The organism is Ruegeria sp. HKCCA5763 (assembly GCF_013034545.1).
Lineage (GTDB): Bacteria > Pseudomonadota > Alphaproteobacteria > Rhodobacterales > Rhodobacteraceae > Ruegeria.
Genome location: NZ_WQGF01000003.1, coordinates 107,309 through 121,641 on the forward strand (window position 1 = coordinate 107,309; position 14,333 = coordinate 121,641).

At 57.4% G+C, this 14,333-nt stretch carries 15 protein-coding genes; 11 read left to right on the forward strand and 4 right to left on the reverse strand.

The annotated features are described in order from the left end of the window. Nucleotides 1–10 precede the first annotated feature (10 nt). From tsaE to GOV89_RS07080, 8 genes are all read left to right on the forward strand, one after another. Nucleotides 11–484, forward strand: a complete 474-nt coding sequence (gene tsaE, locus GOV89_RS07045; protein WP_171178749.1) for a tRNA (adenosine(37)-N6)-threonylcarbamoyltransferase complex ATPase subunit type 1 TsaE — start codon at nucleotides 11–13, stop codon at nucleotides 482–484. Continuing rightward, nucleotides 481–1,485, forward strand: a complete 1,005-nt coding sequence (locus GOV89_RS07050; protein WP_171237884.1) for an aminoglycoside phosphotransferase family protein — start codon at nucleotides 481–483, stop codon at nucleotides 1,483–1,485. Before tsaE ends, GOV89_RS07050 begins: the two co-directional genes overlap by 4 nt. Beyond that, nucleotides 1,482–2,168 (forward strand): nucleotidyltransferase family protein, encoded by a 687-nt coding sequence (locus GOV89_RS07055; protein ID WP_171178737.1) that lies wholly within the window; start codon nucleotides 1,482–1,484, stop codon nucleotides 2,166–2,168. The genes GOV89_RS07050 and GOV89_RS07055 overlap by 4 nt, the downstream gene beginning before the upstream one ends. After that, the gene (gene addB / locus GOV89_RS07060; protein WP_171237885.1) at nucleotides 2,161–5,085 is read left to right on the forward strand and encodes a double-strand break repair protein AddB; all 2,925 of its coding nucleotides are present in this window, start codon (nucleotides 2,161–2,163) and stop codon (nucleotides 5,083–5,085) included. The genes GOV89_RS07055 and addB overlap by 8 nt, the downstream gene beginning before the upstream one ends. Then, nucleotides 5,082–8,438, forward strand: coding sequence for a double-strand break repair helicase AddA (addA, locus tag GOV89_RS07065; protein WP_171234615.1), 3,357 nt, complete (start codon nucleotides 5,082–5,084; stop codon nucleotides 8,436–8,438). The genes addB and addA overlap by 4 nt, the downstream gene beginning before the upstream one ends. A gap of 60 nt (nucleotides 8,439–8,498) precedes the next feature. Next, nucleotides 8,499–8,819, forward strand: a complete 321-nt coding sequence (trxA, locus tag GOV89_RS07070; RefSeq protein ID WP_152459632.1) for a thioredoxin — start codon at nucleotides 8,499–8,501, stop codon at nucleotides 8,817–8,819. A gap of 74 nt (nucleotides 8,820–8,893) precedes the next feature. Beyond that, the gene (locus tag GOV89_RS07075; RefSeq protein ID WP_171178731.1) at nucleotides 8,894–9,244 is read left to right on the forward strand and encodes a Lin0512 family protein; all 351 of its coding nucleotides are present in this window, start codon (nucleotides 8,894–8,896) and stop codon (nucleotides 9,242–9,244) included. Beyond that, the gene (locus GOV89_RS07080; protein WP_171178729.1) at nucleotides 9,241–9,603 is read left to right on the forward strand and encodes a Lin0512 family protein; all 363 of its coding nucleotides are present in this window, start codon (nucleotides 9,241–9,243) and stop codon (nucleotides 9,601–9,603) included. The genes GOV89_RS07075 and GOV89_RS07080 overlap by 4 nt, the downstream gene beginning before the upstream one ends. A 61-nt stretch (nucleotides 9,604–9,664) precedes the next feature. Here GOV89_RS07080 and GOV89_RS07085 read toward each other — a convergent pair whose 3' ends face one another. Next, entirely contained in the window at nucleotides 9,665–9,859 is a 195-nt protein-coding gene (locus GOV89_RS07085) for a DUF1127 domain-containing protein (protein ID WP_171178727.1), read from the reverse strand. Nucleotides 9,860–10,056: 197 nt separating this feature from the next. On the opposite strand from GOV89_RS07085, the gene hslV reads away from it, so the two are divergent. Beyond that, nucleotides 10,057–10,614: an ATP-dependent protease subunit HslV gene (gene hslV, locus GOV89_RS07090; protein ID WP_171178725.1), complete on the forward strand. Its 558-nt coding sequence runs from the start codon at nucleotides 10,057–10,059 to the stop codon at nucleotides 10,612–10,614. After that, the gene (locus tag GOV89_RS07095) at nucleotides 10,611–10,964 is read left to right on the forward strand and encodes a hypothetical protein (protein ID WP_171178723.1); all 354 of its coding nucleotides are present in this window, start codon (nucleotides 10,611–10,613) and stop codon (nucleotides 10,962–10,964) included. Before hslV ends, GOV89_RS07095 begins: the two co-directional genes overlap by 4 nt. A gap of 37 nt (nucleotides 10,965–11,001) precedes the next feature. Here GOV89_RS07095 and GOV89_RS07100 read toward each other — a convergent pair whose 3' ends face one another. From GOV89_RS07100 to GOV89_RS22780, 3 genes are all read right to left on the reverse strand, one after another. After that, complete coding sequence (locus GOV89_RS07100; RefSeq protein WP_171237886.1) at nucleotides 11,002–12,243, reverse strand: MFS transporter; 1,242 nt, start codon at nucleotides 12,241–12,243, stop codon at nucleotides 11,002–11,004. Nucleotides 12,244–12,348: 105 nt separating this feature from the next. Then, entirely contained in the window at nucleotides 12,349–12,606 is a 258-nt protein-coding gene (locus tag GOV89_RS22775) for a DM13 domain-containing protein (protein ID WP_371810611.1), read from the reverse strand. Further along, nucleotides 12,584–12,751 (reverse strand): hypothetical protein, encoded by a 168-nt coding sequence (locus tag GOV89_RS22780; protein ID WP_254451502.1) that lies wholly within the window; start codon nucleotides 12,749–12,751, stop codon nucleotides 12,584–12,586. The genes GOV89_RS22775 and GOV89_RS22780 overlap by 23 nt, the downstream gene beginning before the upstream one ends. 198 nt (nucleotides 12,752–12,949) lie before the next feature. On the opposite strand from GOV89_RS22780, the gene hslU reads away from it, so the two are divergent. Beyond that, nucleotides 12,950–14,257 (forward strand): ATP-dependent protease ATPase subunit HslU, encoded by a 1,308-nt coding sequence (hslU, locus tag GOV89_RS07110; protein ID WP_171178716.1) that lies wholly within the window; start codon nucleotides 12,950–12,952, stop codon nucleotides 14,255–14,257. The last annotated feature ends 76 nt before the right edge of the window (nucleotides 14,258–14,333 follow it).

Genomic DNA, 14,333 nt, shown 5'->3' on the forward strand with positions numbered 1-14,333 from the left:
TTGTGGCGCCATGACGAAGCTGCCCCGATCCCTAACGTTCCAGTCCCCCGAAGAAACAGCCAATTTCGCCGTGCATCTTGGTGCAAACTTGCGATCGGGCGATGTTGTGTTGTTGGAAGGTGAGATCGGCAGCGGAAAGACCCATTTTGCGCGCGCGCTTATTCAGTCGCTCATGTCCGAGCCCGAAGATGTCCCTTCGCCCACGTTTACCTTGGTGCAGGTCTACGATACGCCGATTGGCGAAATCTGGCACAGCGACCTCTATCGTTTGAGTGCAGTAGACGAGGTTGAGGAACTGGGCCTGATTGACGCTTTCGAAACTGCTATCTGCCTTGTCGAGTGGCCTGACAAACTTGGTCCACTTACCCCAGGTGCCGCTTTGAAGCTGACCTTCAAAACAGACCCTAACACTGAAGATTTGCGCCATTTGACCCTGTCATGGAATGATCCGAAATGGACGAAAAAACTGGAGACCTTTGGATGACAAACAGGACGGTCCTCGCCGAAGCCCTGATTGCTCAAACCCAGTGGGCCAACGCCACCCGTGCACCGCTGGCGGGCGACGCTTCGGACCGCCGCTACGAACGGCTGACCGACCAGGCCAGTGGGCACACGGCTGTTTTGATGGATGCACCACCTGAAAAATGCGAGGATGTCGAGGACTTTGTGCGCATCGGGAATTACCTGCGTTCGGTTGGCCTGAGCGCACCTGGGATCTACGCAGAAGATGCGCAATACGGCTTTCTGTTGCTGGAAGATCTGGGTGACGATCTTTTTAGCCGGGTGCTAGCAAAGGATCCTTCGAAGGAACGTGTTTTGTATGAAGCGGCAACAGACGTTTTGCTGCACCTGCATCAAGCGCCGTCTTTGTCTTTGACATCCTTTGACCCGCCGCTGATGACCGAACTGTGCACGCTGGCCTTTACAAGTTACGCGGCCGGAATATTGGGGTCTTACGACGCACGTGCACTAAGCCGGTTTGAACACCGTTTCGCGGATGTTCTGCACCGCGAAACATCAGGTGCGAAAGTGGTCGCGCTCAGGGACTATCACGCGGAAAATCTGATTTGGCTCCCGGATCGCGACGGGCTAAAACGCGTTGGCCTGCTGGACTTCCAATCAGCCGTTCTGGCCCATCCCGCCTACGATCTGGTCTCACTGCTGCAGGACATTCGCCGCAAGGTCTCTCCCGGGGTCGAAATGCAGATGATCAATCGGTATATTGCGGCCTCTGGCATGGACGATCACGATTTTCGCACGGCCTACAGTGTGCTGGGCGCACAACGGAACCTGCGCATTTTAGGTGTGTTCGCACGCCTTGCCACGGACTTTGGCAAACCGCACTACGTGGACATGATACCAGCGGTCTGGGATCATCTGATGCGCGATCTGGATCATCCGGCCCTGGTGTCGATCGCACCGTTGCTGCACGAGGCTTTGCCCAGCCCATCCCCTGAAAACCTGAACAAGCTGAGGGTGCAATGACCGGTTCACCCTTTGGCGTGATGCTGTTTGCAGCAGGGTTTGGCACGCGCATGGGCGCTTTGACCAAGGACCGTCCCAAGCCGTTGATTAATGTGTCCGGGCGCCCTCTGATTGATCACGCGCTGGATCTTGCGCACGAACTTAACCCTGTGCGCATCGTGGCGAACGTGCATTACCACGCCGATCAGCTGTATGCGCATCTCAACCCCAAAGGGGTAATGATCTCACGCGAAGAACCAGAGATTCTGGAAACCGGCGGCGGATTAAGGGCCGCCCTACCCTTGTTGGGCACCGACCCCGTTTTCACGCTGAACACCGATGCCATCTGGTCGGGCCCAAACCCTCTGACCCTGTTGCAAAAAGCGTGGGATCCGACTCGTATGGATGCGCTTTTGATGTGTATTCCAATCGCCCAAACCATTGGTCACACGGGGGACGGAGATTTCTCGGTCGACGCGGACGGTCGCATCACACGCGGTCCCGGTTTGGTCTATGGGGGGGCGCAAATTGTCAAAACGGATGGATTACAAAGGTTTGCGCAACCCGCTTTTTCGCTGAACCTGCTTTGGAACCAGATGCAAGATCAAGGCCGCCTGTTTGCAGCCGAGTATCCGGGGCGTTGGTGTGATGTTGGACGACCCGAGGGTATCGCCCTGGCCGAAGGTCTGTTGGCTGATGTTTGAACCCAGCGCCCTGCCCCGAGTCTTTGCTGTGCCACCAGGCGCGGATTTCCCAAAAGCACTGGTCGATGGTCTGCGGCGACGCTGCGCTGGTCCGCCGGAAGCCTTGGCGCGGGTGGAACTGGTGCTGAATACGCGGCGTATGGAACGGCGCATCCGCGATTTGTTCAATCAAGGTCCACCGTGCCTGCTGCCACGTCTGTCGCTGGTCACCGATTTGGGGGAAAGCGTTGATTTGGCAAAGATTCCCCCTGCCATTCCACCGCTTCGACGACGTCTGGAACTGACGCAATTGGTGGCCAAACTGCTGGAACAGCAACCGGATTTAGCGGCGCGCTCTTCGGTCTTCGACCTCTCTGACAGTTTGGCGGCGCTCATTGATGAAATGCAGGGTGAAGGTGTGTCGCCCGAGGCCATTCGGCAGTTGGATGTCAGCGACATGTCGGGGCATTGGGCACGAGCGCAGGCTTTCATCAGCATTGCGGATCACTTCATTGACACCAGTGCAGAGGCGATGGATGCGCAAGCTCGCCAGCGCCGCGTTGTCGAAAACCTGATCGCGCGTTGGCAGGAGAATCCTCCGCACCATCCGGTCATTCTGGCGGGCTCCACCGGGTCGCGCGGAACAACGCTTATGTTGATGGAGGCCATCGCGCGTCTGCCACAAGGGGCGCTGGTTCTGCCGGGCTATGATTTCGACCAACCCGATAGTGTATGGCAGGGGCTGGACGACGCGCTGACGTCGGAAGATCACCCACAATACCGGTTCCGCAAACTTATGCGCGCGTTGGAACTAGTGCCTGATCAAATTGCAGTATGGACTGATCTGTCCTCCCCCTCTCCTGCTCGCAACCGTTTGGTTTCACTTGCTTTGCGCCCAGCGCCGGTAACAGACGCCTGGATGACCGAAGGGCCAAAACTTACCGATTTGGGGGCCGCAACCAAGGACCTGACCCTGGTCGAGGCGCAATCGCCCAGAGCCGAGGCTTTGGCCATCGCCTTGCGCTTGCGACAAGCTGCTGAAACCGGACAAACCGCCGCTTTGATCACGCCGGATCGCATGTTGACCCGTCAGGTCAGCGCCGCACTGGATCGGTGGAATATCCTGCCGGATGACAGTGCGGGCTTGCCTCTGCAACTCTCACCGCCCGGTCGTTTTCTGCGCCATGTGGCCAACCTGTTCACGCGCCGCCTTGAAGGCGAGGCGTTGCTGACGCTGCTGAAACACCCGCTGTGCCATGACGGGGGTGAGCGCGGCGCTCATCTATTGCATACCCGTGATCTGGAACTGGACCTGCGCCGCCATGGCCCGCCATTCCCCGACAGTATCAGCCTGACGGCGTTTGCGATCCGCAAAGAAGCGCCGGAAAGCTGGGTCAAATGGGTCGTACATCACTTTTGCGACCAGCACATCAGCGGCGAACTGCATCTGTCCGACTGGGTAGACCGACTGACAACACTGGCCGAAGCGATCTCGGCTGGTAGTACAGGTGTAACCGGCACGCTTTGGGACAAAAACGCAGGTCAAAAGGCGCTGGCGGTTGTGAACTCTCTCAAAGATGAAGCGCAGCATGGTGGCCCGATGACGGCCCATGATTTTGCCGATCTTCTGGGCGCGCTTTTGGCCAGCGAAGAGGTTCGTGATCGCGATGCCCCGCACCCGCATATCATGATCTGGGGTACGCTTGAGGCGCGGGTGCAGGGTGCCGACCTGCTGATTCTGGGCGGGCTGAATGAAGGAAGCTGGCCCGAGGCCCCGACGCCAGATCCGTGGCTCAACCGTCAGATGCGCGACAAGGCCGGATTGCTGCTGCCTGAACGCCGGATCGGTCTGTCGGCGCATGATTTCCAACAAGCCATCGCCGCGCCCGAGGTCTGGCTGACCCGCGCGATCCGCTCGGATGACGCGGAAACGGTGCCGTCACGGTGGTTGAACCGGCTGACAAACCTGTTGCAAGGGTTGCCGGAGCAGGGTGGTCGCAACGCTCTGGAAGGAATGCGTGCGCGTGGTCAGCACTGGCTGAACTGGTCGGAAGCTTTGGAAGAAGCGCCGCGCATTGAACCCGCGTCTCGCCCCTCGCCACGGCCACCCGCCGCCGCGCGCCCGCGTCGCCTGTCTGTGACCGAAATCAAGCGGCTGATCCGCGATCCATACGCGATCTATGCCAAACACGTGCTGCGCCTGAAACCACTCGATCCGCTTGTACAGGCCCCTGACGCCTTGCTGCGTGGGATCGTGATCCATGAAATCCTTGAGCATTTCGTTAAAGACAGCGTTCTCGACAGCGCTTTGCTGACACGTGAGAATTTCCTCAAACGGGCGCACAGCCTTCTGGAACAGCATGTGGCCTGGCCCACCGCCCGCAAACTCTGGCTGGCCCGGTTGGAACGGATCGCAGACGACTTCCTAGGCGCTGAACTAACGCGCCGAGGTGACGGCGGGCCAATTGCGTTTGAGGCGGCCATGAAGCTGGTGCTGGATCCAGTGGATTTTACCATAGTCGGACGTGCGGACCGGATCGATCACAATGGCCGGGGCGCGTTGCGGATCATCGATTACAAAACCGGCGCGCCGCCCACGGAAAGTCAGCAATCCAAATTCGACAAACAACTGTTGATCGAGGCGGCCATGGCTGAGCAGGGCGGGATTGAAGGCATTGACCCAATTGATGTAGCCGAAGCCATCTTCATCGGCATGGGCGGCAGTTACAAAGAGGTCTCCGCACCCTTGGTCAAAGAGCCGGCCGATAAAGTTATTGCTGAGCTGAAAGAGCTAATTTCGGCTTATTTAGAGCCTGATCAGGGGTTTTCATCCCGTCGGATGCTGCACAAGGATACGGATATCGGTGACTATGATCATCTGGCGCGGTTCGGCGAATGGGACCGTACTGCTGAAACCTGCCCCGAGGACCTGAAATGAGCCCGCGCAACGATGCAACCGAACGGCAAGTGCAGGCCGCGCGCCCCGACGCCTCGACCTGGCTAGCGGCCAACGCGGGGTCCGGCAAAACGCGGGTTCTGACCGACCGCGTGGCGCGGTTGCTGTTGGGTGGGGTTCAACCTCAACACATCTTGTGCCTGACCTATACCAAGGCGGCAGCAAGCGAGATGCAGAACAGATTGTTCAAGCGCCTTGGTGAGTGGGCAATGCTGGAAAACGCTGCTCTTTTGGAGCAACTGACCGATCTAGGCGTGCCTGGCGACATCGACTCGGACAGATTGGCGCAAGCGCGCACATTGTTTGCCCGCGCCATCGAAACGCCGGGCGGTTTGAAAATCCAGACCATTCACTCGTTCTGCGCTTCGTTGCTGCGGCGCTTCCCGCTGGAGGCCGGGGTCAGCCCTCAGTTCTCCGAAATGGAAGACCGTGCAGCCGCCCTGTTGCGGGAAGAGATCGTCGAGGATTTCGCAGAAGGTCCGCAAGCCGGGCTGATTGAAGATGTGGCGCGGTTCGTGACCGATACGGGCTTTGACAAATTGACAGCTGCGATCACGCACAGGCGCAGTCTGTTTGCCCAGCCATTGGGCTGGTCCGATCTGTTGAAACGGTTCGATCTGCCGGAAGGCTTTGACGAAACGGCCCTGGCCGAGCGGGTGTTTCTGGGCGGCGAAGTCGAGTTGATCCAGTCCATGCTGCCCGCATTGACAGAAAGCGGCGTCAACGATGGCAAGGCAGCGGCGAAGCTAGCCGGGTTCACTGAGGCCCGATTGGCATATCTGCCTATTCTGGAAGGCGTGTTGCTGACCGGAAAAGGCGCAAAAGAGCCTTTCACCGCCAAGATCAATGGGTTTCCGACCAAACCCCTGCGTGAGGGCGAACTGGCCGACCGGATGCCGCAATTGGAATCCTTCATGCTGCGGGTCGAGGCCGCGCGCGAACAGCGTCTAGCCTTGGTCGCGGCCCAAAAAACCGCTGTCCTGCACCGCTTTGCCGCAGCCTACCTGCCAGAGTACGAACGGCGCAAGCAGTTGCGGGGCTGGCTGGATTTCGATGACCTCATCCTGCGCGCGCGGAAAGTGCTGAATGACCCGGCGGTGGCCGAATGGGTTCTGTATCGCTTGGACGGCGGCATCGACCATATTCTGGTGGACGAAGCACAAGACACCAGCCCAGACCAATGGGACGTGGTCGAAAAACTGGCTCAGGAATTCACCAGTGGGGAAGGGGCCCGATCCGGGGTTGAACGCACGATTTTTGTCGTGGGCGACAAGAAACAGTCGATCTATTCCTTTCAGGGCGCAGACCCGCAGGCGTTTGACAGAATGCAGGAAGAGTTTGGCCGGAAACTGGCTGAATCAGACTCTAAACTGTGGGATATGACGCTGGAATATTCGTTCCGCTCCTCCAGCGCGATCCTGTCCTTGGTCGATATTCTATTTGAAAACCGGATCGAGGCAGGGTTTCACAAGGACAGCCAGCACCGTGCTTTCAAAGCTGACCTGCCGGGCCGGGTTGATCTTTGGCCAGTTGTGGAGAAGGTCGAAGAGGCCGAGGAGGGCGACTGGACCGATCCGGTGGATCGCCCTGGCGCGCGGCACCATACTGTCATTCTGGCCGAACAGGTTGCACAGTCGATCAAGGCCATGATCGAACGGGGTGAAACGATCCCTGAAGATGGCAAGAACGGCAAGTTCGAAAGGCGAAAGGTGAAGCCGGGGGATTTCCTGATCCTCGTACAGCGCCGCTCGGATCTTTTTGCCGAAATCATCCGCGCCTGCAAATCCGCCGGTCTGCCCATCGCCGGGGCCGACCGGCTTAAGGTGGGTGCTGAACTGGCGGTCAAAGACCTCGCCGCGTTGCTGAGCTTTCTGGCCACGCCCGAAGACAGCCTGTCGCTGGCAACGGTTCTGAAATCCCCTTTGTTCGGATGGTCTGAACAACAGCTTTTCGATCTGGCGCACCGGCGAAAGGAGCAATTCCTCTGGGCCGCGCTGCGCAACCGGGCTGAGGAGTTTCCCGAAACGCTTGCCATTTTGAACGATTTGCGCAGTCAGATCGACTTTTTGCGCCCCTATGACCTGATCGAGCGCATTCTGACCCGCCATGACGGGCGGCGCAAATTGCTAGGCCGTCTGGGGGCCGAAGCTGAAGACGGCATCAACGCCTTGTTGTCCCAGGCGTTGGCCTATGAGCGCACCGATATCCCCAGCTTGACTGGGTTTTTGGTCTGGATGCAGACCGACGATCTGGAAATCAAACGGCAGATGAGCGGTGTGGGCAACATGATCCGGGTGATGACCGTGCATGGCTCAAAAGGACTTGAGGCTCCAATCGTGATCCTGCCGGATACCGCCAAACGCCAAGCACCGCGCGATGCCGAGATCATGGTGACCGAAGGCATTCCGCTGTGGAAAGTGTCGGCAGATGCATCGCCCAAACTGATCGCACAGGCGCGGGAACAGGCGCGTACGCGTGAGGAAGATGAACGGCTCCGGCTGCTATATGTGGCTCTAACACGGGCCGAAAAGCGGTTGATCGTGGCCGCAGCCGGCGAATTGGGGAAAGACGGCAACAGCTGGTATCAAATGGTCGAGGCCGCGATGGAGAGGGCCGGAGCCGCGCAGCTGCCGGGTTCCGACATTCGCCGACTGTCTCATGGGGATTGGGATGCGCTGCCTTTGGTCGATCAACCGCAAATGACGACTGAACGATCCGAGTTACCAGACATATTTCTGCATCCGGCACCTGACCCCATTGAACCCACAAGCACGCTCAGCCCTTCGGATCTGGGGGGGGTCAAAGCGCTACCCGGTGAAGCTGGTTTGGATGAAGACGCTGCGAAACTGCGTGGAACACGTATTCACCTGTTGCTGGAGCACTTGCCGATAGCTGAACCGGAGATTTGGCCCGAACTTTGCGCACGGCTTCTACCGGATATGCAAGACACAGACCGGCAAGAGCTTTTGGCCGAAGCCACCCAGGTTCTGACGGCAGAATCGCTAAGGAATATTTTTGCACCTGAAACTCTGGCCGAAGTTCCAGTAACCGCAGATTTGAATGGGCAGCGTATGCATGGGGTCATCGACCGGCTCATCGTTTCGGATACGGACGTACAAGTGATTGACTTCAAAACAAATGTAACTGTTCCAATTCGCGTTGAAGACTGCCCTGAGGGCCTGTTACGTCAAATGGGGGCTTATGCGCAGGCGCTTGCTCAGATCTACCCCGGCCGGAACATCCGAACCGCTATTTTGTGGACCCGGACAGCAAACCTCATGTGGTTGCCACACGATCTTGTGACGGATGCACTGACCCGAACCCGGATACCTTGACCTTACCCGGCGCGACACCTACGTTCTGTTTCCGAGTTTACCCCATTCAGGAGACAGAATATGTCGACCGTAGCCGTTACTGACGACACCTTTGACGCCGAAGTCAAAAACTCGACCGTTCCCGTGGTCGTGGACTTCTGGGCAGAATGGTGCGGTCCCTGTAAGCAAATTGGCCCGGCGCTGGAAGAACTGGCCGCCGAGTATGGTGACAAGGTGAAAATCGCCAAGGTCGATGTGGACAGCAACCCGAACTCTGCCGCCGCAATGGGCGTGCGCGGTATTCCGGCGCTGTTCATCTTTAAGGATGGCCAGGTTGTTTCAAACCGCGCAGGTGCGGCCCCTAAGGCTGCACTGCAAAGCTGGATCGACGAATCCATCTGATCTGGTTCTAGCAGAACGTTCCAAAGGCGCCTCAGATCGGGGCGCCTTTTTTGTTGCAAACATCGGAGAAACCAATGGCAAAAACGCGGGTGCTTGTAGAATTCGGCATGGGTACATCCCTGCGCCGAATGGACTATACAGAGGCGTCGTTGCGGGCGATCAAGGATGCGCTGTGGCACAACTCGGTCAACATGGCCGAACTGTTCGGGTTTCCAAAAGAGGCAATGATCATCGATGCCGAAATCGGGGTGCAGCAACCGGATCAGGTGGACACTGATGCGCTAAAGGCGGTCTTTCCATATGGCCAGCCGAACATCACCGTCACAAAAGGCGGGCTGGATATAGAGAAACCCCATAGCGACGGACATACGGTCATCGCAAATGCCGCACTGATTGTTTCTTTTGATATGGAGCCCGCACAATGACCGAAAAACGCATTATTCTGGAAATGGGAACAGGCAACGACCTATACGGTCAGGACTATACCAAAGCGGCCCGTCGCGCGGTGCAGGATGCGTTGCATCATTCATCAATCACATTGTTTTCCAAGCTGGGCATTGATCATTCTCAGATGCGGGTCGGCGTGACCATCGGCGTCCAAGAGCCCGATCAGGTGGATTGTGATCTGGTTGCTGCCGATCTGCCGCGGGGCCGCGCCGAAGTGCGCGCGGTCAAGGGCGGTCTGGACGTAGCAGACAGCGACGCTGGAACACACCACGTGATTGCGACCGCAGCGGTCGAAGCATTCCTGCCCGACTTGTCAGGGAAATTCGTGCAAAGCTGACAAAGAAAAAGCCGCTCGGGGTTCCGGGCGGCTGTTCCAATTCGGTAATCCAGACGAAGGATCAGAGATTTGCGATGCTTTCGCGGGTCAGACCGATGTCTTCCAGCTGTGCGTCGCTGAGCTCCGACAGAAGGTTCCGTGTTTTGCGTGCGTCGTTCCATTTCGCAACAGATTTGACGACGTTTGAGAACGCGTCCGCCACGTGCAGGATGGTAGCTGCTCCGAGCGGCGCATGAATGTTAGCTGTGGTTGCCATGTGCGCAGTCCTTAGATGTGAAACAGCCGACCCGTTGTCGGTTGTAAGCCTCATGTAGTCCCGCGCGCTTGGACTCACAATTGCTGGTCTGGTAACCCCGGATTGCATTTTCTGCATATCTTTTGGGCACTTTAAGAACGGGTTGCGCCAACACCTTACCCGGCCCATATATACCGCCAGCGAAAACGGAGACGATCATGGCAGATAACGACTTTCCCGGTTGGCACGGCACGACGATCATTGGCGTCAAAAAGAACGGTCAGGTTGTCATAGCCGGTGATGGTCAGGTCAGCCTTGGTCAGACCGTGATCAAGGGAACGGCCCGCAAAGTGCGCCGTTTGTCGCCCGGCGGATTCGAGGTTGTGGCGGGTTTTGCCGGATCGACCGCAGATGCTTTCACACTGCTGGAACGTTTGGAAGCCAAGCTTGAGGCCACACCCGGCCAATTGGCGCGCGCCTCGGTCGAACTGGCCAAGGACTGGCGCACTGACAAATACCTGCAAAAGCTTGAGGCGATGCTGATTGTCACTGATGGCAAGGATCTGCTGGTCATCACCGGGGCAGGGGACGTGCTGGAGCCTGAGCACAACGTGGCCGCCATCGGATCGGGCGGGAACTTTGCACTCGCCGCGGCCCGCGCAATGATGGACGGCGACAAAGACGCCGAGCAAGTGGCGCGTGAAGCGATGGTGATTGCCGCCGATATCTGCGTCTATACAAATGGTAACCTGACAGTCGAGACGATAGCATCATGAGTGCGGTTCTCGCAGCCATATTCGGCGGCCTAATCGGCGGTATTATTGGGCCAATTGTCCTAGAGGAATATCGGAGCAGGAAGCACAACAAGGAATGGAAAGAGCCTCGCAAAGAGCTCCTGAAATCCATGTTGAAGGACTCGAAGTACAAGTTCAAATCTTTGGAAAGGCTCAGCAGGACGATTGGCTGCACCGAGGATGAAACACGCTCGTTGTTGATTGAGCTGGGTGCTCGGGGCACCGTTTTGAAGAAATCAAAGAAAGAGGGTTGGGCGCTGATCGAAAGAGCGCCGTTACCAGAGAGCCAACGCAAACTGGACGAAGAAGAGATCGAGGAAGATCAAGAGTAATAGCTTTCTTCGCTTTAACTCAGCCGCGGGTCGCCTGTCAGGTTAACAGCGCCTTGATCTCTTTCCCTTTCCAGCGACGGTGCATTCCGGTCAGCCCGAAAATCGCGGCAATGACAACGATGTAGTAGGGCACACGGATGTCGATGCTCATCAACCCGCCGCCGATCAGGGACATGATGCCTCCGGCCAGACAGAAGACGGCGGTGGTCACGCCCATAACCCAGCCTTGGTCCGTCTCACTTACGCTCGAGGAAAACAGACCCAGCATGGTCGGGTAGGCAACGCCGAACAGGAAGTAGAAGAAGAAGACCGGCACATAGCTGAGCACACCATTAGGACTGAATGCAAAGGCAAGTCCACTGATCACCATTACTATGAGAGACGTGCAGATGATCTGGTGTTTGCTGAATCGCTCTTGCGCGGGTTTGACGAGGAAGGTGCTTGAGAACGCCAGCGCAAAGCCAATCACCACCATCGCCATACTGCCGCCAATAACACCGTAGCCGAAAGCACTGGTCAGGAAGTTGTCGACAAAGACATAGAACGTCACGTTGGCGATCATGAAGAATGCGTAGACCGGCAGGATTTTACGAACCATCGGATGGCCACGCACGGCAATTAGGCTGTCGGTGATGTCACGTGGGCGAAAAACAAAGGGCTCACGCTCTGTCCGGGTGTCTTTGAAAAAGGTCATCACAAGAAATATCGCAATCAGCACCAGAACAAATGCGCCATAGAACGGGGTCTTAAGTGTCGCGTAGCTGCCCAGCAGAGCGGCGTCGGACAGAACCGCCCCGATGATCGGGCCGCCCACAAGGCCAAAGCTGACGCCAGTCACGATATAACCCATGTTGCGGTCGCGGTCGGCCGCATCGGTGCTGCCGTCAATCATAGCTGCCTGAGCGATGGGCTGGTTTCCGGCAGTGAAGCCGGTGACCGACCGCCCGACGATCAGCAGCAGCAGGCTGTTCATGTACAGCGCCGCGATGGTTAGGGCGTAACCGACCAACGCTCCGCCCAGACAAACAAGAAGTGCATTCTTGCGCCCAATGGAGTCCGAGACTTTCGAAACATAAACGACCCCCAGAAACCAGGACAGAAAGAAGCACCCGATCACCAGACCATAGTAGAAATGGCGCCGCCCCACGGGCGTGCCATCCGGCAGGAAGCCTGATTTCGTCTCCATGATGAGCGAGTTGATGATAGGAAAAACCAAGCCTTGACCGATCAGGTCGACAAAAACCACGAACAACAAGGTGATCTTGGCAATCTTGGTCATGAAAACGCCCCCGGTTCCAATGGCTTGGGGCGATTGTAACAGACAGCTGCTCTGTTACCTAACGATGTGTCAGAGGCCGGATGGGTCGGCCTCTGAGCGATGTAGCTACTTCAGTGACGCGACGCCCAGCGGCACACCAGCGACCTCGCACCAGATGTACACTTCGTTGTAGCCAGACACATCCATTGTGGGCGGCACGGCATAGGATTGCTTGCCGGTCAGGTGCAGTAGCGCACCCAGTTTGCTGTCCGGGGCATAAGTTCCGTCTTTACCAAAAGCGACGCGAGGATCAGGGCCGTTGTCCAGCGAGAAGTCGTCACCCAGTTCGACGATGTACCGATCACCGTCTTTGACCAGCTTCACGGAACCGGTTGTGATGTGGTTCGATCGGCCCTCCGAACGAGCCTTTCTTTTTGGCACCGCCAGCCACAGCAGCGGTGGTGCCGGCCAGTGTCAGGGCCGCGCCCGTGGCAGCAGCTTTCACAAAAAGCGAACGACGAGTCATCATGATTTGGTATCTCCACTGATGTATCCAGGCTGAATTGCCCGTCGCAATAACTATGCAGCACGCGAAACGCCTCTGGCGATTCACATCGTCACGAATTTCCGTGTGGCACCTGTGAGTTGGCGTGAGTTTTCCGTGATCAGCTTGTGTTTTCGTGTCTTATGATTAGGTTCCGTCTCGAAACAACCGGATTGAATACACATGACCGACCTGACCCCGCGCGAGATCGTCTCGGAACTGGACCGCTTCATTATCGGCCAGAAGGATGCCAAACGAGCGGTGGCCGTTGCCCTGCGCAACCGGTGGCGGCGTAAGCAGCTGGCTGATGATATCCGGGACGAGGTCTATCCCAAGAATATCCTGATGATTGGCCCCACCGGCGTTGGCAAGACCGAGATCAGCCGTCGTCTGGCCAAACTGGCCCGTGCGCCCTTTATCAAGGTCGAGGCCACAAAGTTCACCGAGGTAGGATACGTTGGTCGCGACGTAGAACAGATCGTACGCGATCTGGCAGATGCAGCCATTATCCAAACCCGCGAATACATGCGTGAAGACGTCAAAGCGCGCGCGCATCAGGCCGCCGAAGATCGCGTGATTGCCGCGATTGCGGGCGAAGACGCTCGCGAAGGCACGCGCGAGATGTTCCGCAAGAAACTGAAAGCCGGGGAGCTGGACGACACAGTGATCGAGCTGGAATTATCAGATACCTCGAACCCGATGCCTATGTTTGACATTCCAGGGCAGCCGGGCGGTCAGATGGGCATGATGAATCTGGGTGACATTTTCGGCAAGGCGTTTGGCGGGCGCACTGTCAAAAAACGCATGACCGTCGCCGAAAGCTATGATGCTTTGATCGGGGAAGAGGCCGACAAGCTACTGGATGACGAAACCGTCAATCGGATCGCTCTGGAATCGGTCGAACAGAATGGCATCGTGTTTCTGGATGAAATCGACAAGGTCTGCGCCCGCTCGGACGCACGCGGCGGCGATGTCAGCCGCGAGGGCGTACAACGTGACCTGCTGCCTCTGATCGAAGGTACCACCGTCAGCACCAAGCACGGTCCGGTGAAAACCGACCATATCCTGTTCATTGCGTCTGGTGCATTCCACATCGCCAAACCTTCGGATCTGCTGCCGGAATTGCAAGGACGTCTGCCGATCCGTGTGGAACTGCGCGCCCTAACGGAAGAAGACTTTGTGCGCATCCTGACCGAAACCGACAACGCGCTGACCCGGCAATACACCGCCCTGATGGGGACCGAAGAAGTCACGGTCAGCTTTACCGATGACGGAATTGCAGCACTGGCTAAGATTGCTGCGGATGTAAACCAAAGCGTTGAAAACATTGGCGCACGGCGGCTTTATACGGTGATGGAGCGGGTTTTTGAGGACCTGTCTTTCGCGGCACCGGACAAGGCTGGCACAGAAATTACTGTGGATAACCAGTTTGTCAGCGACAATCTAGGTGAATTGACCAAATCAACCGACCTCAGCCGTTACGTTTTGTAACGGTACAGGCCGGTTTTTGCCGCTGTTTTCGGTCGGCCCCGCTGGACGTTGGTCGAGAATCCGCTAGCGTATGCAC